Annotated in this window: 22 protein-coding genes and 3 pseudogenes; 18 read left to right on the top strand and 7 right to left on the bottom strand. The window is 60.2% G+C overall.

The genetic code is table 11. The annotated features are described in order from the left end of the window. Window positions 1-97 (top strand): annotated as a pseudogene (locus AC2FMD_RS17970) (IS6 family transposase); the annotation flags it as partial. A gap of 158 nt (window positions 98-255) precedes the next feature. Here the strand turns inward: AC2FMD_RS17970 and AC2FMD_RS17965 are convergent. Further along, window positions 256-1,308, bottom strand: coding sequence for a helix-turn-helix transcriptional regulator (locus AC2FMD_RS17965; RefSeq protein ID WP_496743576.1), 1,053 nt, complete (start codon window positions 1,306-1,308; stop codon window positions 256-258). Window positions 1,309-1,497: 189 nt separating this feature from the next. On the opposite strand from AC2FMD_RS17965, the gene AC2FMD_RS17960 reads away from it, so the two are divergent. From AC2FMD_RS17960 to AC2FMD_RS17925, 8 genes and pseudogenes are all read left to right on the top strand, one after another. Further along, window positions 1,498-2,610: an SH3 domain-containing protein gene (locus AC2FMD_RS17960; protein ID WP_496743575.1), complete on the top strand. Its 1,113-nt coding sequence runs from the start codon at window positions 1,498-1,500 to the stop codon at window positions 2,608-2,610. Window positions 2,611-2,711: 101 nt separating this feature from the next. Beyond that, window positions 2,712-3,014, top strand: coding sequence for a hypothetical protein (locus AC2FMD_RS17955; protein ID WP_496713204.1), 303 nt, complete (start codon window positions 2,712-2,714; stop codon window positions 3,012-3,014). Window positions 3,015-3,305: 291 nt separating this feature from the next. Continuing rightward, window positions 3,306-3,482, top strand: a complete 177-nt coding sequence (locus AC2FMD_RS17950) for a hypothetical protein (protein WP_496713206.1) — start codon at window positions 3,306-3,308, stop codon at window positions 3,480-3,482. Window positions 3,483-3,513: 31 nt separating this feature from the next. Continuing rightward, window positions 3,514-3,825: a hypothetical protein gene (locus AC2FMD_RS17945; protein ID WP_496795306.1), complete on the top strand. Its 312-nt coding sequence runs from the start codon at window positions 3,514-3,516 to the stop codon at window positions 3,823-3,825. Between the two features lie 390 nt (window positions 3,826-4,215). Then, complete coding sequence (locus AC2FMD_RS17940; protein ID WP_496682738.1) at window positions 4,216-4,755, top strand: hypothetical protein; 540 nt, start codon at window positions 4,216-4,218, stop codon at window positions 4,753-4,755. A 104-nt stretch (window positions 4,756-4,859) separates the two neighbouring features. Then, window positions 4,860-5,144, top strand: coding sequence for a hypothetical protein (locus tag AC2FMD_RS17935; protein ID WP_496743573.1), 285 nt, complete (start codon window positions 4,860-4,862; stop codon window positions 5,142-5,144). A gap of 31 nt (window positions 5,145-5,175) precedes the next feature. Continuing rightward, a pseudogene (locus AC2FMD_RS17930) lies at window positions 5,176-5,880 on the top strand (IS6 family transposase). Between the two features lie 128 nt (window positions 5,881-6,008). Continuing rightward, a pseudogene (locus AC2FMD_RS17925) lies at window positions 6,009-6,344 on the top strand (IS6 family transposase); the annotation flags it as partial. Here the strand turns inward: AC2FMD_RS17925 and AC2FMD_RS17920 are convergent. From AC2FMD_RS17920 to AC2FMD_RS17895, 6 genes are read right to left on the bottom strand one after another with little or no spacing between them, the layout of a single operon-like run. Further along, window positions 6,314-7,711: an FAD-dependent oxidoreductase gene (locus tag AC2FMD_RS17920; RefSeq protein ID WP_496683977.1), complete on the bottom strand. Its 1,398-nt coding sequence runs from the start codon at window positions 7,709-7,711 to the stop codon at window positions 6,314-6,316. The pseudogene AC2FMD_RS17925 and the gene AC2FMD_RS17920 sit on opposite strands and share 31 nt — an antisense overlap. Next, complete coding sequence (locus AC2FMD_RS17915; RefSeq protein ID WP_496683980.1) at window positions 7,692-8,558, bottom strand: isocitrate lyase/PEP mutase family protein; 867 nt, start codon at window positions 8,556-8,558, stop codon at window positions 7,692-7,694. Before AC2FMD_RS17915 ends, AC2FMD_RS17920 begins: the two co-directional genes overlap by 20 nt. Then, on the bottom strand, window positions 8,555-9,175 hold the full coding sequence (locus AC2FMD_RS17910; protein ID WP_496683982.1) for a cysteine hydrolase family protein: 621 nt from the start codon (window positions 9,173-9,175) through the stop codon (window positions 8,555-8,557). The genes AC2FMD_RS17915 and AC2FMD_RS17910 overlap by 4 nt, the downstream gene beginning before the upstream one ends. Continuing rightward, entirely contained in the window at window positions 9,172-11,235 is a 2,064-nt protein-coding gene (locus AC2FMD_RS17905) for a hydantoinase/oxoprolinase family protein (protein ID WP_496713214.1), read from the bottom strand. The genes AC2FMD_RS17910 and AC2FMD_RS17905 overlap by 4 nt, the downstream gene beginning before the upstream one ends. Then, the gene (locus AC2FMD_RS17900; protein ID WP_496683987.1) at window positions 11,232-12,926 is read right to left on the bottom strand and encodes a hydantoinase B/oxoprolinase family protein; all 1,695 of its coding nucleotides are present in this window, start codon (window positions 12,924-12,926) and stop codon (window positions 11,232-11,234) included. Before AC2FMD_RS17900 ends, AC2FMD_RS17905 begins: the two co-directional genes overlap by 4 nt. Next, a complete protein-coding gene (locus AC2FMD_RS17895; RefSeq protein ID WP_496683989.1) occupies window positions 12,923-13,489 on the bottom strand; it encodes a nuclear transport factor 2 family protein in 567 nt (188 codons plus the stop codon). Before AC2FMD_RS17895 ends, AC2FMD_RS17900 begins: the two co-directional genes overlap by 4 nt. 129 nt (window positions 13,490-13,618) lie before the next feature. Between AC2FMD_RS17895 and AC2FMD_RS17890 the strand changes: the two genes are divergently transcribed. The 9 genes from AC2FMD_RS17890 (at window position 13,619) to AC2FMD_RS17850 (ending at window position 23,556) form a co-directional block, all read left to right on the top strand. Next, window positions 13,619-14,434, top strand: a complete 816-nt coding sequence (locus tag AC2FMD_RS17890; RefSeq protein ID WP_496713216.1) for a GntR family transcriptional regulator — start codon at window positions 13,619-13,621, stop codon at window positions 14,432-14,434. Next, the gene (gene leuC / locus AC2FMD_RS17885) at window positions 14,434-15,840 is read left to right on the top strand and encodes a 3-isopropylmalate dehydratase large subunit (RefSeq protein WP_496683992.1); all 1,407 of its coding nucleotides are present in this window, start codon (window positions 14,434-14,436) and stop codon (window positions 15,838-15,840) included. Before AC2FMD_RS17890 ends, leuC begins: the two co-directional genes overlap by 1 nt. Further along, window positions 15,840-16,451 (top strand): 3-isopropylmalate dehydratase small subunit, encoded by a 612-nt coding sequence (gene leuD, locus AC2FMD_RS17880; protein ID WP_496743535.1) that lies wholly within the window; start codon window positions 15,840-15,842, stop codon window positions 16,449-16,451. Before leuC ends, leuD begins: the two co-directional genes overlap by 1 nt. Window positions 16,452-16,541: 90 nt before the next feature. Next, on the top strand, window positions 16,542-17,549 hold the full coding sequence (gene dctP / locus AC2FMD_RS17875) for a TRAP transporter substrate-binding protein DctP (protein WP_496795307.1): 1,008 nt from the start codon (window positions 16,542-16,544) through the stop codon (window positions 17,547-17,549). 56 nt (window positions 17,550-17,605) lie between these two features. Further along, on the top strand, window positions 17,606-18,106 hold the full coding sequence (locus AC2FMD_RS17870; protein WP_496713218.1) for a TRAP transporter small permease: 501 nt from the start codon (window positions 17,606-17,608) through the stop codon (window positions 18,104-18,106). Continuing rightward, window positions 18,106-19,413 (top strand): TRAP transporter large permease, encoded by a 1,308-nt coding sequence (locus tag AC2FMD_RS17865; RefSeq protein ID WP_496684000.1) that lies wholly within the window; start codon window positions 18,106-18,108, stop codon window positions 19,411-19,413. The genes AC2FMD_RS17870 and AC2FMD_RS17865 overlap by 1 nt, the downstream gene beginning before the upstream one ends. A gap of 113 nt (window positions 19,414-19,526) precedes the next feature. After that, entirely contained in the window at window positions 19,527-20,231 is a 705-nt protein-coding gene (locus tag AC2FMD_RS17860; protein WP_496795305.1) for an IS6 family transposase, read from the top strand. A gap of 420 nt (window positions 20,232-20,651) precedes the next feature. Continuing rightward, window positions 20,652-22,268 (top strand): MFS transporter, encoded by a 1,617-nt coding sequence (locus AC2FMD_RS17855; protein ID WP_496743593.1) that lies wholly within the window; start codon window positions 20,652-20,654, stop codon window positions 22,266-22,268. Between the two features lie 583 nt (window positions 22,269-22,851). Further along, on the top strand, window positions 22,852-23,556 hold the full coding sequence (locus AC2FMD_RS17850; RefSeq protein WP_496795304.1) for an IS6 family transposase: 705 nt from the start codon (window positions 22,852-22,854) through the stop codon (window positions 23,554-23,556). Window positions 23,557-24,132 lie beyond the last annotated feature (576 nt).

Raw genomic sequence — 24,132 nt, 5'->3', positions numbered from 1 at the left:
CCTGTTCAATTCGGAGCGCACGCTTTCCTCCAGACCAAACTTCAAATCGAACCGGGCCGCCGCACTTGCCGAGTGGCGGGGTCTCTGCGCCGATTAAGGGACAGCCATTCTATCCATGTGGAGACCGGTTAGCATTCGTCTGGCAGCACCCAGACGTTCGCTCAATTCCGCTCAATGACTACAATGCGGACTTTGCTGGCTTTTGCCTCATTGCGTTTGAATGGCGCATGGGCGGCCAAAAGAGAAGTTCGCTGGTTATGTTGTCCAACGTGAATTTAGAGTCGCGACGGGGTGTTCACCAAAGACCTCTTTGTAGAGCTTGCTGAATCGCCCGTGATGCTCGATGCCGCACATTGAGCAGACGTCCGACACCGTTTTCGGACCGTCGCGGTCGAGCAGCGCACGCCTTGCGCAATGCAGCCTTGCCTGTGCCAGCACTTGCATCGGCGTGGCTCCGCGAACCTTGCGAAAGGCGGCCTGAAGCGTTCGCTCGGACACGCCGACATGGAGGGCGATGTCCGGAAGCCCCTCGATCTCGTTGGGGCGCTTGTGTATCAGTTCTTCGGCCCTTCTGACGTGCCTGAGAGACGGGTTTTCCTTGGGGCCGGACGACTCATTCGCGCCGGTACCGAGGTGCGCGTCAACGCAGCGGTTGAGCTGGTCGAGCACTATCGTCCCCCATGCCTCGGCCAAGCGCATGTCCATTTCCATATCCGCGCAAAGGGACACCTCTGCAGCCAATGTGAGCGTAATGCGGGCCAGATGCAGATCGTCATCCCGGAACGCGTCTCCACAGAGCATGCCGCCCTGCGCTTCCATGCGTGCGAGGCGGTCACCAAGGACCTGGGGCGGCATGGACAGCACGAAGGCCTGGTAAGGTGCCTCCTGCGTGGGAAGGGTCGTCGTTTCGCGCGTCCCGCGGCCAAACAGGATCCATGGCTCGCTCTTGCGCTCGAACCGCATCTGTTCGTTTCGGCTGGCCAGCGTGCCGGTGACCGGGACCAGAAGGTTGGCCCGCTGCAGTTCCCGCACGACAACGTCATGTCCGGTCGATCTGACATAGGCGAGGCTCAATAATGCGATATCGCTGATCGCGACGGCTGCCTCGCCATCCGTCGGATCGCGCAGTTTGAGGGTGGATTTGCCCGTGAACTGGCGCCTCGACAGCTTGGACCGTTCGCCGCTGTAATAGGCGCTCAGCCGGAATCCCCCGAGCCCGGTCGGCAATTCATCATCCGCGGTCTGGCATAGTACGCGGGGACCGAGCCCAACAGGCGGATTTCGAGCATGTGCGGTCGGATCAAACATTTCCAACTTCGCAGCGGTTTTTGGATAATCTCTGCGCCAATTGGATAGACTATTCCCGAGTCAGTTGCAAACATGATCGATGAGTAGTGGTCATTCTGGGGGGATGTCGGCATTGATCCGCATGATAATGCCAACACTCTAAGCTGTGGTCACGTGCGTTACTCCCGAAATCCATTGAGGATTTGCAATATGTCTCCCGGCATTCAGCTCTTCACCAACCTTACCGCTGCCGCCGCGCTCGGTCTGGCGGCAGCGGCCTTCGGCGGATTGTCACCCGCGCTTGCGCAGGATGAGATGCGCACCGAATATGTCCGATTTGCTGCTGGTACGTCTGGCACGGTTATCAACGATTCCATAACCGGCTATGAGAGTGTCCTCTACCGGATCGGCGCCGAAGCGGGCCAACGGATGAAAGTCCGGCTCGAACCGTCAAACACCGCCACCTATTTCAACGTCTACGTTCCCGGCAGGGGCCCGGGTGACGAGGCATTGGTCAACAGCCAGTTCATGGGGGCGATGGTGCCTGATCTGAACATCTTTGACGGGGTTCTGCCTGCCTCCGGTGAGTACACCGTGTCGGTCTACATGATGCGCAGCGCAGCGCGGCGGGACGAAGTGTCTGACTACATGATAGCGATCAGCATCGAGGGCGAAACCGGCGACAGGGTGCAGGCCGATTATGCGGACGGCCTGCAGGGCGGCCCGGATTTCTACAAGGTAGCCACCTCGGGCGGCACCTTGAACTTGCGTTCGGGCCCTTCCTCGGGCGCGAGCCTGGTGACGCGCCTCAACAACGGGCAAAACGTGCGCAACTTGGGCTGCCGGATGCAAGAAGGCCGCCGCTGGTGCCGCGTCGCCACGCTGGCCGACCCGGGCTACGAGGGGTGGGCTGCGGGTGACTTTCTGATCGAAGGCAGCAACGATCCTGCCTCTGGCATTAGCGGCGGTTCAGCGTCGTCAGGCACCGCCGCGGGGGCATCGGGAAGCGGCGGGTCGACCGTGATCATAAAGTTCCCCGTAGGTAGCTCCGGAGCGGAACTCACGGGCTCTCTCCTGCCGCAAGAGAGCCGGCGCTACATCCTTGGCGCGCGCGACGGTCAGTTTCTGTATTTCCGTCTCGCCGCGAACGGACCCGGAATGACGTACGTAATCTACAACCCGGACGGTTCCGTGTTGCTGGATGAAATGAATGCGACGCAAGAGTATCGTGGACAGCTCTGGCAGTCAGGAGACCATGTGGTCGAAGTCTACAACACCGCAAATGGTGCTCAATCATACAATGTCATCTTCGGGATTGAATGAGACAACGCCGGGTCATCAAGACGGCAGACAGTAAACTTGGTCAGCATCCACTGGCCAATCGTAACGAAGCAATCTCACATGAAAGGAGTGGAAGAGACACAATGAGAAATGAATTCAGAATGATGGCCGGCGCAGTAGCGCTGCTCGCGCTCGCGGGATGCGTCGAAGACACGGGCGGCACTTCGGCACCGGCGAGCACAGGCGGCGCGGGAGATCTCTCCGACTTCGTCGGCGCACGTGCAGGCCAGGCCGAGGGTGGGCTGCAGGCGCGCGGATACGAACTGATCCGCAGCGAAGGTCTGACGAGCTATTGGTTCAATCGCACGACAGGATCATGCGCAGCGATCACCACGGCGGACGGACGCTATTCCAACATCACGATGCTGCCCGCCGAGGACTGTTGAAACTCTGCAAGTGGATCATCCGGATCGCCTGGGCGATGTACCTCGTAGCTCTGGCGTTGCTCCTGATCGGAGCCTTTGGGCTCTTCGGTCAGGAGCGCGATCCCCTGGCAGGCGTCTTTCTGATGCCGCTTGGTCTGCCATGGGTTCTTTGGACGGACGGATTTCCCGAACCGTTGCTCCCGTGGATAGCAACCCTGTCGCCGTTGCTGAATATCACGATCCTGACATTGCTTTGTCGATACGTTCACGGCGGCAGACCCCGCAGTGAACAACCTAACAAGGGAGGGCCAGATGCACTTTGACCTCGCACATGCGCTTGTAACGGGCGTCCTCATATTTGTCGTGATGATCGGCATGCACAAAGCGGGTCTTTATGTCCCGCACAAGGACGGTGGCCCGAGATGGAGTTGGCCGCTGTTCTTTGGAATCGGTGCCGCGGTTTTCATCCTCAATTTGTTGTGGCCCTGAAGGCCGCTGTTTTTGAGAAAGGCAAGAAGACATGGGTAAAATACTGATTGGAATTGTCGGGCTGGTTATTGGACTGGTCGCGGGAGCCCTCTTCGGTGGGGCGATCGTCGGAGGCTCGGCCGCAGGTGCGGGTATTGCGACGGGTATGTCAGCCGGCGTCTGCTCGACCGTGATTGCCGCGCAGGAGGAGGGACTTTTGGCCCCTGACCAGGTGGACCAGATCCTCACCCGCGCAGCGGCCGACCTTGCCGAGATGTCCGGTGAGACAGCGCCTGGTGCCGTTGTGGGAAGTACGTCTGACTGCGACGCCGTAATGGAACAAATTCGCTCTGCGGCGAACTGATGGATCAGGCGGTGCTCTCAGGCCGGTGGGGTCTCGCAACAAGAAGTCATGGTATTGCTGTGATGATTTTCACTGGAACGCACGGCATCCGGACAGCGACGTCATGGGCAGAGCTGGCGGCGGTCAACTCGGTCGGGTCACAGTTCGTCCGTTTTCCAAACACGGGGCATGGGGCAACGTTGTTCTCACAATGCGCCAGAGACGTCGCTGCAGCCTTTTTCGATCAACCGGGCGAACCAGTGAATTCTGGCTGCACAGAAGACCTCGTTCCAACATTCCTTGTGCCAGAGGATCCAATCCAATGACACTGTTACGGGTGCGAAATGCGTCCTTCTTGGTCGCCACTTCGCGTACAATTTTCATTTAAATCGCTAGGTATAGGAGGAAATCATGCGAATTCTAGTTACGGGCCTGGTTGCTGGCTCGTTGTTCGTCGGATCAGCGATTCCTGGTGCTGCGATGTCCGACAAGGAAAAGGCGGCCTTGGCCGCGGCTGCGATCCTTGGCATTGCGGCCCTCGCGCATCACGAAAATCATTATCAGGAAGGATACAGACCTCAAGGACACCACGAGACGGCGATGTTCGAGGCGGGATACCGGGACGGTTTGCACAATGAGCAGTTCGATACGGGCTACGGCACCCGCGCTTACAGCGAAGGCTACGCGGCCGGACATAAAGAGCGTGAGAACAACCTCGCGCACAAGCGAAACAAAGTCCGCGAAGTCAGAGTGCCCGCTGCCGCGATTGCAGGCTGCAGAGACGAGGTTTCATCCAGCTTTGGTGTCAGAGCGCGGGACGTTCACATCATCAAGGCCGGCCAGGAAGGGTCCGACAACTACTATATCGAGATGGCCTCGGGCCACCGTCACGTAATTTGCGGGACGAACTCTCGTGGTCAGGTCTTCAATCTGCGCAACGGTAGATTGTAACCAACCAAGCAGGCAAATCAGGTGTGACGCGGATGTGATGGTCTGCGCCACACTTGCGTGGGTTGATCCGGCAGTTTTGGCCGTTCAGGGAGGGAGACTTCTCAATGAAGAAACATATGATGCCACCTGCACTTGGCTTTCTGGCGACGTCCGCCTTTGCTCAGGTGCCGCCCGAAGCGCTGGGCACCGGTATGGGGCTCGTTTCAGGGCTCTTGATTGCTGTGGTGGTCGGCGCGGTCGTCGGCTGGGTGTCGACCCTGATTGTCAAGGGGTCCGGCTCTGGACTGGGCCGTGACATCCTGATCGGGATCGGCGGCTCGCTGGTTACCAGCTACCTGTTCCCGGCCATCGGCCTCAATATCGGGTCTTGTCAGAGGAAACCGGCTTGAGGCGGGTAGGGCTGTTTTGTAGCGTCGCCCTATGACCATAAGATCGCGGTTTCACTATTTAAAAACCAGCCCAGAAATCATCCGCTTGGCTGTGATGCTGTAGGTCCGTTTCCCGCTTTCGTTGCGAAATGTCGAAGATCTGCTTCACGAGCGCGGGATCGATGTCAGCCACGAAACCGTGCGGTTTTGGTGGCACAGGTTTGGCCCGATGTTTGCCGCCGAGATCCGGAAGCGGCGGATAGAGGGCATGCGTTCGAGCCGCTGGCGCTGGCACCTGGATGAGATGTTCGTGAAGATCAATGGCGAACGCCATTACCTTTGGCGTGCGGTTGATCACGAGGGCGAGGTTTTGGAAAGCTTCGTCACGAAGACACGTGACAAGAAGGCCGCGCTGAAATTTCTAAAGAAAGCAATGCGCAAGCATGGACGCCCGGAAGTCATCGTGACCGACAGGCTCAGATCCTATGGTGCTGCACTGAAGGAAGTTGGCGCTGGCCATCGCCAGGAAACGGGGCGCTGGTTGAATAACCGCGCTGAGTATTCTAACCTGCCGTTCCGACGACGAGAACGAGCTATGCTGCGCTTCCGGCAGATGTGAAGTTTGCAGAAATTCGTATCCGTCCACGCCTCGGTCTACAACCTGTTCAATTCGGAGCGAAGCCTCTACCCCAGACTAAATTTCAAGCTGAACCGCGCCGCCGCGCTCGCAGAGTGGCGTGGTCTCTGCGCAGCATAACGGGCAGTGCGACCGCCCTAACGGAGACTGGTTCGCATTAGTCTGCCAGCACCGCCACCCAGTCCCGTCTCGGTGTTGTCAGAAGGAATTTGGTTGAGGCGGGCAGGGCGGTTTCGTAGCCTCTGGCCATTCCCAAGTGTGATCCATTCAAATACTTTCATAGCAGCCCGGAAATTATCCGCTTGGCGGTCATGATGTACGTTCGTTTCCCTTTGTCGCTGCGGAATGTCGAAGATCTGCTGCACGAGCGCGGTATTGATGTAAGTCACGAGACGATCCGTTTCTGGTGGAACAGATTTGGTCCGATGTTCGCGTCAGAAATCCGGCGTCGGCGGGCGGAAAGACTGCGATCCGGGCGGCAATGGCAGTGGCATGTCGACTAGGTTTTCGTGAAGATCAACGGCGAACGTCACTACATGTGGCGCGCTGTTTATCACGAAGGCGAGGTGCTTGTCCTTTGGGTTATCGCGGGGGTTCCGGCGATGCGCCCCAGGACGGCCGCGGCCAGTAAGCCGTTTCCGGAAAGATAGCCGCTGTCCCCGCGGCCCGACACACCGCAGGCTGCCCCGCCGCCGGCGTAGAGATTTGCAATCGGCACACCCTCGCGGGTGAGAACACGCGCCATTTCGTCCACACGCAGGCCACCCTGTGTATGAAAAAGCGCCCCTGTCACTCGCACGCCGCAATAGGGCGGAGCAAGGCCGGTTGCGCCGAAGCTGCGACCGAAACCATCCGTGCCGCCCAACGGAATGCTTGCGATGGTTCTGACAAGCGCATCGGCAGGAAGCCCAAGCGCAATGGCCAACCCGCTCAGCGTGTCGGCGCTCTTGATCGCACCTTGTGCTTCGGCACGTTTAAAATCTTCGAATTGCCGCGCGACGTCGGCGATCCGGGCATCGAAGATGGCGACGGCCTCGCCGCCGGGTTGCGACAGCACGGCACGGGCGGCCTCGGAATAGCCCTGTGCCTCGTTCCAGAAGCGGTTGCCTTCGCGGTTCACTTGCACCCCACCTTCGGTGATCGTGGCCCAGGTGATGAGGATGCCATGAGGATGGGCGACATTGCCATGGCCTTGATAGGCACCAAGATGCTCGGTCGCTGCCCCGATCTTGTCACCCCAAAGCACCGCCTCGCCCCGGTTGCCGTCATGGCCGAACCACAGCCCCGCCTCGATCTCGGGCATATAGCGCGCGACCAGTTCACGGTTGCCGCCATAGCCGTTGCAGGCAAGGATCAGGCGCTTGCAGCCAATGGTTTCCACACTGCCATCGGGGCGGCGCGCGGCGATCCCGTGAACCAGACCATCCTCAAAGAACAGCGTCTCGGCGCGGCGTTCGCAGACAATGTCGATGCCCGCGCGTTCTGCGGTGCTGCGCAGCGCGTCGATCAGTTCAGCCCCGGAGCGCGTCGGCAGTCCGTGCATGCGGCGGACCGAGTGGCCGGGGTAGTCGAAATCATCGACCACAGAGAACGGCAGACCATGCACCTGTGTCAGCCAGTCGATCACTGGGGCGGCATTCTGCGCCAGAAGATCGACCAGCGCCTGGTCGTTCTCACCATGAGCCTTGGCTTGAATATCGGCGGAGAGCCGGGCGGGGCTGTCCTCGATACCCGCCTCGTGTTGCAACGCCGTGCCCGCCGCCGGAATCAGGCCCGCCGACAACGCAGTGGACCCGGAGGGAACCTCATCGGCCTCGATCACCAGAACCTCTTGTCCGACTTCTTGTGCCGATAGTGCCGCAATCAACCCGCAGGCACCTGCACCGATGATGAGCGTTTCGACCTCAAGGTCATAGCCCGCCGGGGGAGTTTCAACTGTCGGCGCCGTCATAGAGTGCACCCTTTTTGAGCATTTCCGCGGTCCCGAGCACGTCGTTCAGCCCGCCGAAATCGAACATCCGGTCGGCAAACGGCTTGTTCGAACCGTTGCTGAAAAGGCTCTGGTAATAGTCCTGCGCGGTGCGTGCCAGCGCGCGAACGATCCCGCCGGGAAAGATGACGATGGAAAAGCCGAGGTTTTCAAGGTCAGCCGCGTTGGTGATCGGGGTGGCGCCACCTTCGACCATATTGGCCAGCAGCGGCACGCGCTCCGCAAAGCGCGTCGCGACCTGTTCCAACTGGGTGCGGGTTTGCGGAGCCTCGATAAAGAGTACGTCGGCACCCGCTTCAAGATAGGCCTCGGCCCGGTCTTCGGCGGCGGCAAAACCTTCAACGGCAACCGCATCGGTGCGGGCGATGATCAGCGTTTCTTGCGAAGCGCGCGCATCGGCCATCGCGGCAATCTTGCCCACCATTTCCGTGGCCGGGATCAACGACTTGTCCGCCAGATGGCCGCAGCGTTTGGGATAGGTCTGGTCCTCCACCTGCAGGGCCGAGGCGCCGGCGCGTTCATAAAGCCGCATGGTGCGCTGGGCGTTGAGCGCGTTGCCAAAGCCCGTATCGGCGTCGATGATCACCGGCAATGATGTGCGGTCGGCGATCAGCGTCATGGTATCGGCCATCTCGGACGCGGTGGTCAGGCCAATGTCTGGCCGGCCCAGCCGGGTATAGGCCACGGCCGCGCCACTGAGATAAAGCGCCTCGAATCCTGCCGCTTCGGCGAGCGAGGCCGTCAGCCCGTCATAGACACCGGGAGCGGCCAAGATTTCCTTTTTCTGAAGACGTGCGCGTAGGCTCATGACGCAGCCTCGATCAGGCTCAGCGCCTCGGCACAGCTCATCTGATGGGTGACCGTTCCCAACGACAACCGCGTAGCATCATGCACCTCTTGCCGGAACGCGGCGCAGCCATCGGTCAGCATGACGGTTTCGATGTTGCGCAGATGCGCGTCACGCAGCGTCGAGGCGACACCGCCATTGGTGACGATGCCGCCGACGATCAAATGCTCGATCCCCACCGCGCGCATCAGGTATTCCAGCCTTGTCTGGTAAAAGGCGGAATAGGCGACCTTCTCGATCACGAAATCCGCGGGCTGGAGTATGTCCACGAGCGTGTGCCCGAAACTGCCGGGGGCGAAATCGCCTTTGCCGAGGAACGGGCGCAGCTCTTTGAGATGCGGCGCAATCAGAGGTTCGCCATCCTTGTCCGGCACCAGTGTGAACTGGGCCGAGAAATACCGCCCGCCCCTGGCCTGAATGGCCCGCGCCAGCGGGGCGATGCGGTCTGGCAGGGCGGCGATGCTGTCCGCGCCTTGCCCGGCCCGGCGATAGGCGCCCTTGGGGTGGATGAAATCGTTCTGCAAATCAATCGTCAGAAGCGCCGTGCGCGCAATGTCCCATGTTGCTGGATTGCTCATGATGCGTCCTCCCGAGGCTCGATGATGGTATTGCCAAACGGATCGACACGACCTTGCAAGTCAGGTTCGATCAGAACCGTCGTATCGGGCTGCGTCAGGATCGCAGGCCCCTTGATGACGGTTCCCACCGGAAGGGCCAGGCGGTCATAGATCGCCGTGTCATGCCAGCTGTCGGCGAAATGCACCCGACGCTGGGCAATCGGCTCGGACGCGCCATCGCCGGACGGGGCCAAGGCGCTCAGGTCGAATTTGGGGCGAATGCCTGTCACCGCGCTGCGCAGGTTCAGGATGCGCCTGACACCGTTTTGCAACAGCCGGCCGAAGGTGGCGCGATAAGCGGCGTCAAACGCCTCTTCAATCTCGGCGCGTGTTGGCGGGGTCACCTTGCCGCCCTGCGCTTTCACATTCAGCGGCACCGACACGGTATGGGTTTGCCCGACATAGGCCATGTCCAGCTCGAAACTCAGTTGGCGGGCCTCGAAACTGGTGCGCGCTGCATCCAAGAGCGCCATGCCGTGATTGGCGTGATCCTGCATGAAGTCGCCCAAGGCCGCCTCATCCAGAGTGCCGACCAGAGAATTGATCGTCTGCACGAAATCCTGCCGCATGTCCGCAATCACGCAGCCCATGGCCGATGTGACACCAGGATAGCGCGGCACGATGGCACGCGCGATGCCCACCTCGGCCAGCATCGCCCCCGCATGCAGCGCGCCGCCACCGCCGAACGGCATGAAGGCAAACCGCTTGGGGTCATAGCCGCGCTCGATACTGACAAGGCGGATAGCGCCCGCCATACGGCTGTTGGCAACCTTGAGGATCGCCTCGGCGGCCTGAACCGTGGAGAGGCCCAGCGGACCGCCCACATGCTCGTCTATCGCGCTGCCTGCCGCGTCCACATCCAGCCGTTCCAGCTTGCCGCCGATGGGGTTGTCCGGATCGATCCGGCCCAGCACCACGTTGGCGTCGGTCACGGTCGGGCGGGTATTCCCGAGGCCATAGGCCACCGGCCCCGGATTGCTGCCCGCGCTTTCCGGGCCGATGTTCAACAGCCCGCCCTTGTCCACCCAGGCGATGGAGCCGCCGCCCGCGCCGATGGTGGTGATCTCGATCATCGGATTGCGCACCACCATGCCGAAATCGATCGAGGTCTGCGGCGACAGCATCGACTGCCCCCCTGCGATCAGCGAGACATCAAAGCTGGTCCCGCCCATGTCGCCGGTGATGACATTCTCGAACCCCGCCGAGCCGGCAATATAGCCCGCCGCGATCACCCCCGCCGCGGGGCCGGACAGCGCCGTGCGCACCGGCAGACGGCAAGCGGTATCCACCGCCATGACGCCGCCATTCGACTGCACGATCATGAACTCGCCATCGAACCCGCCCGCCTTGAGGGCGTTTTCCAGCCGTCTCAGATAGCCCGACACCTCGGGCTGCAAATAGGCATTGAGCGCGGTGGTCGAGAAGCGTTCGAATTCGCGGATCTCGGGCAGGATCTCGGACGAGGCCGAGACATGCTCGTTGTGCCAGACCTCGCGCAGCGCGGCGACGGCTGCGTCTTCGTTGGCGGTGTTGGCATAGGAATTGGCAAACAGGACCGCCACGCCTTCGCAGCCCTGATCCTGCAACACCTTGGCGGCGGCGCGCACGGCGTCAAGGTCCACGGGCGTGCGGATCGTGCCGTCGGCCAGCGTGCGCTCGGGCACTTCCAGCCGGTTGCGGCGGTCCACCACCGGTTCGAAATCGCCTCGCAGGCCCCATGTGCGCGGCCTGTCGCGGCGGCGCATTTCCAACACGTCGCGCAGGCCCTCGGTGCATATTACCCCGGTTATCGCGCCCTTGCGTTCCAGCAGTGCATTGGTGCCTGCCGTCGTGCCGTGCACCACCACGGAGATCTCCGACAGGTCCTGAACCTCGCGCCTGATCCCATCGAGAAAGCCGCCCGACTGGTCAGGCCGTGTTGTCGGAACCTTGGCGACACTGGCAGTGCCTTCGGTCTCGTTCAGAACAAAGACATCCGTGAATGTGCCGCCGACATCGACACCGATCATGCGGTTGCTCATGCCGTGTACTCCCGCCATTTCGTGCCATAAGTCGCAACCGCCTGGGCCGCGCTGACCAGCCCGCGCGCCACGTCGCGGGCCACGGCAGCAGGCGGGCGTTCGGACGCCGCGCCATACCCACCGCCACCCGGTGTTTCCAGCCGCACGGCCTGCCCGGCCTTGAGCCTGATCCCCCGCATCTTCGAGGCCAGCGGCGGGCTGTGCCAGCCGTCGTCCTGCTCATACTGGAACGCGTTCAGCGCCGCGTCGCCGCCGCCCGCGATCCCCTTGGGGGCAAACCGCCCGCGTTCGCCGAACAGGAACGCCTCGGCGCCGTTTTCCTCCAGCACTTCGATCTCGTAGACCGCGCCCAGACCGCCGCGATGCGTGCCTGTGCCTGCGCTGTCGGGCCTAAGCGCCCATTTGCGGAACATCACCGGATAGGCGGCCTCCAGGATTTCCATCGGCGGAATCGTCGCGGTGGAAATCGGCGCGTTACCATGGTTGAGCCCGTCCGTCTCGATCGAACCGCCATGACCGCCGCCATAGAATGAGAACATCACCCAAGGCTGCCCGTTCTTGCGCTTGCCCGCGATGGAGAGCGCATTGATCGTGCCATAGGCATTGGCGACAACCCGGTCGGGCGCGGCCTGCGCAAAGGCGGAAAAGACCACGTCGATCATGCGCAGGATGGTTTCGGTATAGCCACCGGTGGGGGCCGGGAATTGCGCCGCCAAAAGGCTGCCTTCGGGCACGAACACTTCGATGGGACGCATCACGCCAGCATTGGCAGGCAGGGCCGGAAACACATGCTTGATCGCGACATAGGCGGTTGCCACGGTCGTTGGCAGGGCAATATTCACCGGGCCTGCGCATTGCGGCGATGACCCCGTGAAATCCAGCGTCATCTGATCGTCTTTGATCTCCAGCGCGATCTTGATCTTCAGCGGTTCGTCGGTGATCCCGTCGTTGTCGAGATAATCCTCGGCCTCCCACCGACCATTGGGGAGATCGGTCAGTTCAGACCGCATCAGCGCCTCGGCACGATGGCCAAGAGCGTCCAGCGCGGCGGTGATCGTTTCGCTGCCATATTCATCCAGCAACTCGTCCATCCGCTTGACGCCCAGATCCAGCGCGCCAAGCTGGCCGTTCAGATCGCCCATGGCCGATTGCGGCAGGCGGGTGTTGCGCAACAGGATGTCGATGATGTCCTGGTTGATCTCGCCCTTGCGGGCCAGTTTCACGGGCGGCAGGTTGAAGGCCTCTTGAAACACATCCGTCGCTGCCGGGTTGTAGTTGCCCGGCACCGCGCCGCCCACGTCATGCCAGTGACCGACCGAGGCAAGATAGCAAAACAGTTTACCATTACGAAAATAGGGCCGGACCAGACGCATGTCGCTGAGGTGCGTGCCGCCGATATGGGCATCGTTGAAGATATAGATATCGCCATCTTCAAGATCGCCGTCCCTGGCGGCCTTTTCGATCACGGCTTTCACGGCAAATGACATCACGCCCACGAAAATCGGCAGGCCGGATTTGCCCTGCACCAGCGTATCGCCCGACGCGGCGTGATAAAGCCCGTGGCTGGCATCATGCGCCTCGGCGATGATCGGGTTGAAGGCGGCGCGGAAAAGCGTCGCGTCCATTTCGTCCGCGATCTGTTCCATCCGGCCGGCAAGAACCGACAGGGTAATGGGGTCGATCTCGCTCATGACTTCGCCCTCACTTCGGCCATGTCGTTCCATACATCCTGCTTGGTGATCTTGCCGCCGGTGATTTCGAACCGGTCGACAAAGCGGATGCCGTCAAAGGTGCCGCCGTCGTGGTATTCGCCCCGCAACGTGCCGCGGCAATAGACGATGGCTGCGTCACCCGCGCTCTGCATCGCGTCAAAACCGTCATAGGCTTTGGTGACAGACCTGTAGCGCGGTTTGGACCATTCGATCAGCTCGTCAAGCTTGCGCATGGGTGCGGTGCCCGGGAAGGTCATGGCAAAGCCGTCGCCGAGAAAGGAGCGCGCCTTTTCCAAGTCGCGCGCTTCCATTGCGGCAAGGTAATCCTTGACGACTCGCGCGGGATCGGGCCGAGCCGGTGCGGGGCTGCGCGTTGCGCGACCGCGATAATAATTGTCTGGCGGCATGTCGTGGATCATCACCGTCACAAGGTCGGACGCGGCGGGCACGACGAAGCGCACCGCGTCCGTCAGGGCCTGCCCAAGGCGCTGCTTCTCTTTAGCATCATAACCTTCCAAAACATGAAGTTCGACAATTGGCATGACCTTCTCCCCGGGTAACCTGTATTATCTGTAATACATATATTGCATCTTTCCAGAAAGAAATTTTGCACATCTAGAATACTAATACTTGCTTTTGAAGGGAACACATTTACCTTCTACGGCGCAGAGTTGGGGGAATCACAAGTGCAGGCCGAAACCGTTCAGATACTGCCGGAAGGGGTGAAGGCCCGACACGTCTATCTGTCGCTACGCGATCAGATTACCGGCGGCAATCTGCGCGACGGCGAAAGCCTGCCTGGCGAACAGAAGCTTGCCGAATCCTTCGGGGTCAGCCGCGTGACGGTGCGCCGCGCGCTCAATGCCTTGGCCCAGAGCGGGTTGATCGAGCGACGCGCCGGAAGCGGCACCAAGGTACGTGCGCGCCACGCCAGCGGCCAACGCGCCGCGATGGATTTCAACACGCTGATGCCGCAACTTGTCGAGATGGGCCAGCAGACCACGGCACGGCTATTGTCGTTTTCCTATGGCAGCGCGCCCGATTTCGTGGCCTCGGCGATGGGGTTGAACGGCGACAGCAAGGTCCAGATCGCCACGCGTGTGCGGCTGGCGGGGGACGTGCCTTTTTCCCACCTGACGACCTATGTTCCTGCCCGGATCGCCCAGAACTATTCCGAGAACGACCTTGCGACCACACCGCTGTTCAAGCTGCTCGAACGCAGCGGCGTGCAGATCAAGGAGGCGCATCAATCGGTTAGCGCGACCCTCGCCGGTCCCGATGTGGCCGAGGCGCTGGACGTGGCTGTGGGATCAGCCCTGTTGTCACTGCGCCGGGTCGTGCGCGACGTGGAGGGCAACGGCGTTGAATACCTCTCGGGGCTTTACCGCCCCGATATGTTTAGCCTTGAAATGCCACTGACACGCGTCGGTCAGGGCACGGCACGTCACTGGGAGCCTGCCATTGGCCTGAGCAAGGGAGAGCGCTGATGCGTTCCCCGCAAACCATGCTCGACAAGCTTTGGGCCGCGCATGAGGTGTTGCAGCGCGACGATGGCGTTTCCCTGCTTTGGGTCGATCGGCATCTGGTGCACGAAGGCTCGCACCATGCCTTTGCCAAGATCCGCGAACGCGGCCTATCGGTGGCCGAACCGTCGTTAACCTTCGCCGTGGTTGATCACTATGCGCCCACGCGGGGCCGGTCGCGCATCACCGACCCCCAGATCGCCCGCATGATCGACACGCTGCGCAGCAATGCCGCCACCCATGGGGTGCGGCTCTATGATCTGGATGATCCGCATCAGGGCATCGTGCATGTGGTGGGCCCCGAAGAGGGGCTGACCCTGCCGGGTCTACTGATCAATTGCGGCGATAGCCATACGTCGACGCATGGCGCCTTCGGCGCGCTGGCTTTTGGTGTGGGCGCGACCGAGGTGGCGCATATCCTCGCCACCCAAACGGTCTGGCAGCGCAAACCCAAATCGATGCGCATCACCGTTGGTGGCACGCTTGGTGCGGGTGTGACGGCCAAGGATATCGCGCTTGGGTGGATCGCCAAACTGGGCACCGGGGGCGCGCAAGGGCATGCCGTGGAATACGCCGGAAGCGCCATTCGTGCGCTTTCGATGGAGGGGCGGATGACCCTGTGCAACCTATCGATCGAAGGCGGCGCGCGTTTCGGCATGGTGGCGCCGGACGAGACGACGTTCGCGTATCTGGACGGGCGCCGTTTCGCACCCAAGGGGGCGGATTGGGAAGCGGCCTGTGCTGATTGGGCCTCGCTATCAAGTGACGAGGGTGCGCGCTTTGACCGCGAGGTCACGCTCGACGCCGCCGAGATCTCGCCAACCGTCACATGGGGCACCAGCCCGGAACAGGCGCTTCCGATTGGCGCCGTCATCCCCGACCCCGCCGAAGTGCCGTCTGACAAGGCCGAGGCGGCCCGCGCGGCGCTTGACTACATGGGGCTGAAGGCAGGTGACAAGCTGGAAGGCACGCCGGTCGATCAGGTGTTCATCGGCTCCTGTACCAACGGAAGGATCGAAGACCTGCGCGCCGCCGCAGCCGTGCTCCGCGGTCGCAAAGCGAGGGTTCCGGGCCTCATTTCGCCGGGCTCTGCTCAGGTCAAGGCTCAGGCCGAGGCCGAGGGCCTTGACCGCGTCTTTACAGAAGCGGGCCTTGATTGGGTCGCCTCAGGCTGTTCAATGTGCGTGGGCATGAACGGCGATCTGGTCGCCCAAGGCAAGCGTTGCGCATCCTCCACGAACCGCAATTTCAAGGGCCGTCAGGGACGTGGCGCGCGCACCCACCTTATGAGCCCGGCCATGGTCGCTGCAGCCGCCGTGACCGGCACGCTGACTGATGTGCGCCCGCTTCTAGAGGGGCGGGCCATCTGATGGCGGGGTGGCGCACATTAAAGGGCACGGCGCTTGGCCTGCCGGTCGCGAATATCGACACCGACCAGTTGATCCCGGCGCGCTTCATGTCGGTCCCGCGGGACGAGGGCTATGGCCCTTACCTTCTGCATGACATGCGCCGCGATGCCACAGGAGCGATGCGCGCGGATTTTCCGCTCAACATCCATCCCGGCGCTACCGTGCTTGTCGCAGGGCGGAATTTTGGCAGCGGATCGTCGCGCGAAGCGGCGGTCTACGCCCTCATAGATGCAGGTTTCCGCGCGGTCATCGCCCCCAGCTTTGGCGATATCTTTGCCGCAAACGCCATCAACAACGGGGTACTGCCCGCAGTCGTCGACGACTACAGCCATGCCGCACTCGAAGCCGCGCTGGCACATGGTCCGCAAGATATTGCAATCGATATCGAAAGCCGCAGCGTCGCACTCGATGCGCTCGAGGTGCGCTTTTCGCTCGATGACAGCTGGGCGATGAAACTTGTCAACGGGTGGGACGACATCGATCTCACCCGCAACCACGGTGCAGCGATCGCTGCGTTCAAGAATCTTCGCAGTCAAAACGCCGCTTGGGCATGGCCCACAGAGGTGGATTGAAAACAGCCGCACGAAGCGGCAGCCACGGCCCCGGGAGGGCCAGACAAACGGGGCCGACGCCCCAAAACAGTGGAGGACGACACGATGCAAATGAAACTCATGGCAAGCCTGCTTGCAGGGGCCACGCTGGTGGCGGGAACGCTAAAGGCCGAAGAGACCCTCTCGGCTGTGCATGCTTTCCCCGAAACGCTGATCTACACGAAAAGCTTCCTGAGCTTCGTCGACAAGGTCAACGAGGCCGGCAAGGGCGTGGTCCGGATCGACGTGCGCGGTGGCCCCGAGGCGATCGGCATGTTCCAGCAACCCGACGCGGTGCGCGACGGGGTCGTCGACATGGTCTATACCCCCGGCTCGTTCTACGGCGGCGCGCTGCCCGAGAAGGATGCCATGGTGGCGTCGAACCTGACAGCGGTCGAAACCCGCATGAATGGCGGCATCGAGCTGATCGACCAGATCCACCAAGAGAAGATGGGCCTGAAATACCTTGGCTGGTTCGACAGTGGCGTGTGCTACAATCTCTGGACGCGCGACGAGCCCAAGTTCGACGCCAATGGCAACCTTGAAGTCGAAGGCCTCAAGCTGCGCGGCAACAACGTCTACAACGCGTTCTTCACCAACTACCTGGGCGCGCAGGTGATCGACCTGCCCACCGGCGAAGTCTATTCCGCGCTGCAGCGTGGTGTCGTTGATGCTACCGGCTGGACCCAGATCGGCCTGATCGATCTCAAGTGGAACGAGTTCCTGAACTACCGGATCGAGCCGTGCTTCTTCTCGACCGACCTTGGCGTGATCGTGAGCCTCGAAAAGTGGAATTCGCTGTCCGACGAGGCGCGGAAAATCCTTCAGGATGTTGCAATCCAGCACGAGAAAGACAGCGTCGAAGCGCTGCGCGCCAAGCGCGACGAAGACTTTGCCGCGCTCGAGGCGTCGGGAATGAAGGTTGTCTCGCTGGAAGGTGAGGCCAAGGCCAACTACCTCGCCGCTGCTCGTGAAAAGACATGGGAACGCATGAAGGAAGTCATGGCTGGTCAACCCGGTGGCACAGCCAACTATGACCGCCTGATCGAGCTGTTCTACGATCTCGACGCGGCCAAGTAAGCGCCTTTGCAGGCTCGCCCTCCGGGCGGGCCTGCTTGTCTTTACGGAGCCAGGCGATGATCAACACAACGTACAAGGCGCTGCTTTATGGAATGGCGGTCATTTCCGGTCTCATGCTGGTGTGGATCATGGTGTCGGTCATTGCCTCCGTTTTGATGCGGAACCTCGGGCTGCAACCTTTCGCGTGGCTCTTTACCTCGGCTGAATACGGCCTGCTTTACATGACGATGCTCGGCGCACCGTGGCTTGTCCGCGAAAAAGGCCACGTGCATATCGAATTGCTGACCGCTGCCTTGCCCGAAGGCCCGCGTCACCTGCTGAGCCGCGCCGTCGCCGCGGCCTGTGTGCTGGTTTGCGCGATCCTGACGTGGAAGGGGATCGAGCTGGTGATGACCAATATCGAACGGGGCGATTTCGATACCCGTGCCTACTATTTCCCGCGCTGGCTTTTGACCATCGCGTTTCCGCTGTCGTTCGGACTGATGGCCATTGAATTCTCGCGCTTCATCTTTGGATCGGAGCTGATGCATAGCGGCGAAGCAGGGATACACGAATAATGGAATGGTTCGAGGCGCTGGCCCTGCTGCTTGGCACGATCATGTTTCTCATGGCGATCGGCATGCCGATCGCGGTGGCCTTTCTGGCCGCAAATATCGTCGGCGCGTGGGTCTTCATGGGCGGTGAACGCGGGGTGACACAACTGTTGAACAACGGACTCGGCTCGCTCACCAAATACGCGCTGATGCCCATTCCGTTGTTCCTGCTAATGGGCGAGATTTTCTTTCACACGGGCCTCGGCGGGCGCATGTTCACCGCAATCGACAAGCTGCTTGGCCGTCTGCCCGGGCGTCTTAGCTATGTCACAGTTCTGGGCGGCACAGCGTTTTCCACGCTTTCGGGTTCGTCTATGGGATCGACCGCACTTCTTGGCTCACTGATGGTGCCTGAGATGAGCCGCCGGGGCTACAAATCGCACATGAGCATCGGTCCGATCCTGGGCACAGGCGGTCTTGCGATTATCATCCCGCCCTCCGCACTCGCCGTGCTTTTGGCGACCTTGGCACAGATTGACGTGGCCGCCCTTCTGATCTCGGGCGTGATCCCCGGCTTGATCCTTTCTGGGTTTTATATCGCAACGATCTGGCTGCAAACCCAGATCGACCCGACAGCCGCCCCTGCCTATGATGTGGAACCGATGTCGTTCCTGTCCAAAATGGGCTTGCTGCTACGCGAAGTGATCCCGATGGTCGGCGTCATGGTCATCATCATCGCGCTGATGATCAAAGGCTTCGTCACCCCCTCCGAGGCCGCGGCCTTCGGCGCGCTCGGTGTCCTGATCCTAGCAGCGATCTTTCGCTGCCTGACATGGGAGGCGATGAAGAAATCGGTTATCGGCGCACTTCGGGTCACGATCATGGCCTATCTCATCGTCTTCGGCTCGGCCACGTTCAGCCAGCTTCTGGCCTTTTCAGGCGCTTCCACGGGGCTCGTGACCTGGGCAACAAGCTTCGACCTCTCGCCCTTGCCGATGCTTCTGGTAATGTTTGCCGTGCTCTTGCTGCTTGGAATGTTCATGGAACAGATCTCGATCATGCTCCTGACCGTTCCGATCTTATTTCCCCTTGCACAAACGCTTGGGTTCGACCCGATCTGGTTCGCGCTGATCATGCTCCTGTCACTCGAGATCAGCTTTACCACTCCGCCCTTCGGGTTACTCTTGTTCGTAATGAAAGGCGTGGCTCCTGAGGGAACCACCATGCGCGAGATTTACACCTCGGCCTTTCCGTTTATCTTTTGCTCGTTGCTTCTGGTCGCTCTGCTTATTGTTTTTCCACAATTGGCGCTTTGGTTGCCGTCGCACTGAATTGGCCTGCTGGGAGGCATGAAAGATCCGGGCCGCCCACCAAACACAGGGTCGCCGGTGTTGTCAGAAGGAATTTGGTTGAGGCGGGCAGGGCGGTTTTGTAGCGTCGCACCATGACCCAACGATCGCCGTTTCGCTATTTCAAGACCTCGCCCCAGATCATCCGGTTGGCGATGATGCTGTATGTTCGGTTCCCGCTGTCGCTCCGAAACGTGGAAGATTTGCTAGACGAGCGCGGCATCGACGTTAGCCACAAGGCCGTTCGGTTTTGGTGGCACAGGTTTGGTCCGATGTTCGCCGCCGAGATCAGAAAACGACGTATCGAGGGGATGAAGTCGAGCCGCTGGTGGTGGCATTTGGACGAGATGTTCGCGAAGATCAATGGGGAGCGGCACTATCTGTGGCGGGCGGTCGATCACGAGAGCGAGGTGCTGGAAAGCTACGTCACAAAGACCCGGTACAAGAAAGCCGCATTGAAATTCCTAAAAAAAGCAATGCAAAAGCACGGTCGCCCCGAAGTGATCGTGACTGATCGGCTCAGGTCGTTTGGCGCTGCTCCAAGAGAGATTGGTGCGGAGCAGCGTCTGGAAACGGGGCGCTTGTTGAGCAACCGCGCTGAGAATTCGCATCTGCCGTTTCGACGAAGAGAACGGGCGATGTTGCGTTTCAGGCGGATGCGCAGTTTAGAGAAATTCGCCGCCGTTCACGCCTCAGTTCTAAACTTGTTCAACTCAGAGCGCAGCCTGTCTTCTAGAACAAATTGCAATCTTAACAGCGCTGCCGCTCTCGCAGAGTGGCGCGGTCTCTGCGCCGAATAAAGTGCAGGCATCCTGCCCTTTGTGAGACTGGTTCGCACTAGTCTGCCAGCACCCCCTGTGCGGATGAAGATGACCCTATCGTTGTTACGCCTGATGGTATCCGCTGTCGCTTCGAAATGGAAACGTGCATCGAGCACGGCAGGGAATATTCAGGCCTGCGGTTCAAGCGGCTTTCGCGCACTGTGCTTTGACCGTGGTGCGGGCCGCCATGGATAGATGGCTATAACTCGTTGCCCCAAATGGCTACGCTTGGTTGTTGAAGGATTTTTTCTTTCGAATGGCATCACCGACGCTTGATAACTCGATCCTTTTTTCAATTATCCTTGCGGACCTATGTGGTCTGAAAACTGCGGGTGTGGGATCAGAATGCTTGAGAAGCTCGATCCCGTACACAAACAAGCCTCGCATGGAAAAAGCCTGATGCCATCACAAGAAGATGACAGAAGTTCAGAACACAAAGGTGCTTTTTACCGCGTCTTTGTAGACCCCGCGCAACAGATGCGCTGGTCCTACCTGCCGCCTCTGATGGTTTATTTCGCGGCGGGTGTATCCGGTCTGACCTCGGTCGTGGGGGCGTTCTTTCTCAAGGAGTACCTTTCGCTCTCGGCGGAATTCGTGGCCGGACTGGCATTCTGGGCCGGGTTGCCATGGGTGTTGAAGATGCCAATGGGGCATTTGGTTGACATATTCTGGCGGTGGAAAGCGCTGCTTATCCTTTTCGGCGCGGGTTTGATAACGCTGTCGCTGCTGATCATGTATGGCATCGTTTCGCGGCCGGATGAAATGCGTGCGTTGCTTCCGCTGAGTGAATGGTATGTCATCGCCGTTCTGCTTGCGCCGGCGGGCTATGCAATCCAGGACGTCGTCGCCGATGCCATGACGGTCGAAGCCGTGCCCGCCCTTAACGAAGCGGGCCAACCTTTCGACGAGGGGCAGGCGCGCGCCATGCATACGACGATGCAGACGCTGGGCCGCGTTGCTATCATATCGGGCCTTGTCGCAGTAGCCGCCGTGAATATCTGGATGTTTTCGGGGGCAGAAGACCTGCCACAAGACGCGCGACTTGATCTGTATGGCCGTGTTTACCTGATCGCCCTTGCCATCCCCGTGATTTCGGTCAGTGGCGTGGTGCTGCACATGATCGTGCAGCATCGCCGCGCTGAACAAGGGGTGGCCCAAAGGCGCCCGGACGCGGTGACGCACGTCAACTGGCAAATCCTGGGGGGTGGCCTGACCTTCGTCGTCCTGAGTATCTGGTTGGGCACGTCGGACCTCATCTACGCGCAAGAGATCGTTTTTGTGACTTCGATGACCGTGATCCTGTTCCTGATGAGGCAGCTTCTTCAGGAACTTCGCCCCGATGCCGCGCGCGCCCTGATCGGAACAGCAGCGATCATTTTCGTGTTCCGGGCCGTGCCGCTGCCCGGGCCGGGGCAGATATGGTTCGAAATCGACGTGCTCGAGTTCGACGAGCGGTTCCTTTCGATCCTTTCACTGATCACCTCGCTGCTGGCCTTACTGGGGTTGATCGTGTTGCGCCCCATGATGGCGAACCGGTCGATCGCCTATATCATCGTCCTGCTGACGATCGCATCCGGTATCCTGGCATTGCCGAATATCGGTCTTTATTATGGGATCCAGGAATGGACCGCGGCGCATACCGGTGGAGTCGTCGACGCGCGGTTCATCGCCATTCTGGATACCGCGATCGAGTCGCCGCTGGCGCAGATCGCGATGGTGCCGATGCTGGCCTGGATCGCGCGCAACGCGCCGGCCGACCTGAAGGCAACGTTCTTTGCGGTCATGGCGTCTTTCACGAATATGGCGCTTTCGGCCAGCAGCTTGGGTACGAAGTATCTCAACAAGGTTTTCTTGGTTACACGTGAGGCCGTTGACCCGGCTACGGGAGTACGGACTTCGTCGGCCGATTACTCCGAACTAGGCTACTTGCTGATTGTCGTAGGCATTATTTCGGTCGCAGTGCCCTTGCTGACAGTGCTTGTGGTGCAGTCGTCTCGATACCGAACACGCGACTAGCTTTGCTGTAACGTGGCGCACAGGAGAATAAAAAAAACCCTCTGCCTATCCGGCCGCTATCAGTCGCACAACCATGCCTGACCGCCTACTCAATCGCAGCTGAGCCTTTTTGAACTCTGCCCTGGTCAGTTCAAGCCTGGCGAGCGCACGGTTTCGCTTTTGATAGAGCTGCCGCATGCGGGAACCGGGATTGCCGATCAGTGCTGTTTTTTCCGTCATGCCGGCTGGTAATCATGCCAGTGCCGCAGACCGCGCGACTTGCCACGCGCGATCTGCTGCAAGAAACCTGCGGTACGCTTGAAACAGCATCCGACGGTGCTCGTTTAGTTGATTGTGCATTGCTCTCCTCCTCCTCGGACAACCCGCATTCGAGGCTCAATTATGGCATAAAGACTACTGATCGTCCTCGAAAGGTGTTGTCAGAAGGAATTTGGTTGAGGCGGGCAGGGCGGTTTCGTAGCCTCTGGCCATTCCCAAGTGTGATCCATTCAAATGCTTTCATAGCAGCCCGGAAATTATCCGCTTGGGCACTGTCAAAGCAAACTGCCTTGAGGCGGGAAGGGCGGTTTTGTAGCGTCGCACCATGACCCAACGATCGCCGTTTCGCTATTTCAAAACCAGTCCAGAAATCATCCGTCTGGCGGTGATGTTGTATGTTCGGTTCCCACTGTCGCTTCGGAATGTGGAAGATCTGCTGCACGAGCGCGGCATCGACGTGAGCCATGAAGCCGTTCGGTTTTGGTGGCGCAGGTTTGGGCCTATGTTTGCCAACGAGATCAGAAAACGACGGGTCGAGGGGATGAAGGCGAGCCAGTGGCGATGGCATCTGGACGAGATGTTCGTGAAGATCAACGGCGAAAGACACTATCTGTGGCGGGCCGTGGATCACGAGGGCGAGGTGCGCGAAAGCTTTGTCACCAAGACCAGAGATAAGAAAGCGGCATTGAAATTCCTAAGAAAAGCAATGCGGAAGCATGGCCGACCTGACGTAATCGTGACCGACCGGCTCCGGTCATACGGCGCTGCCCTGAAAGATATCGGTGCCGACCATCGCCAGGAAACGGGGCGCTGGCTCAACAATCGCGCTGAGAATTCACATCTGCCGTTCCGACGACGAGAGCGGGCGATGCTTCGCTTCCGGCGGATGCGAAGTTTGCAGAAATTCGTCGCCGTCCATGCCTCGATCTATAACCTGTTCAATTCGGAGCGCACGCTTTCCTCCAGACCAAACTTCAAGTCGAACCGGGCCGCCGCACTTGCCGAGTGGCGTCAGCTCTGTTCCGCCTGAATTCCTGTGGTTATTGGAAAACTGAGACTGGTTAGAATCTGTCTGACAGCACCGCCACCCAGTCCCGTCTCACTCCATTGATACTTTCTGTACCGGAATTATCCCGCAATTCCAGAGAGTTGCCGGGCCTGTTTTCCATCAGAGACGATCCAACAAGCACACCCAGGGCACGGTTCTGGCGGGCGTCTCAGTTGGGCGTTTTGGCGGGATCGCTTTGGACGGATTTTCCCTGATAACGGGCGAATTACCGGGAATTTCTGCAAAATGGGTCGAAATTCGGCGTTTTGCCTGCGGATATCATCAGTTTTTTCAATACTTTAAAGTGTGAATTCCCTAAACCGTGGAACAGGGAAACTTTTTCACGGTAACAGGGAAGTTCTGCGTCGGAACAGGCACGTCACACCGGGTATCAGGGAAGCCAGAATTTCGGAGAGTTTCAGAAGCCGAAGATGCGCTCCTGCTCCGCCCAATCCAGCGGGTGGGTGACGCTGACCAGGCGCTTGAGGGTAAGCTCCGGCGGCTGGCTGCCGTCGAGAATCGCGGCCTGGATCTTCGGCGACAGGAAGGCGAGTTGGG

The organism is Ruegeria sp. BHSC276 (genome assembly GCF_059612945.1).
Note: the sequence above shows the minus strand (reverse complement) of the source record. Positions and strands in the feature narration are given on the sequence as shown.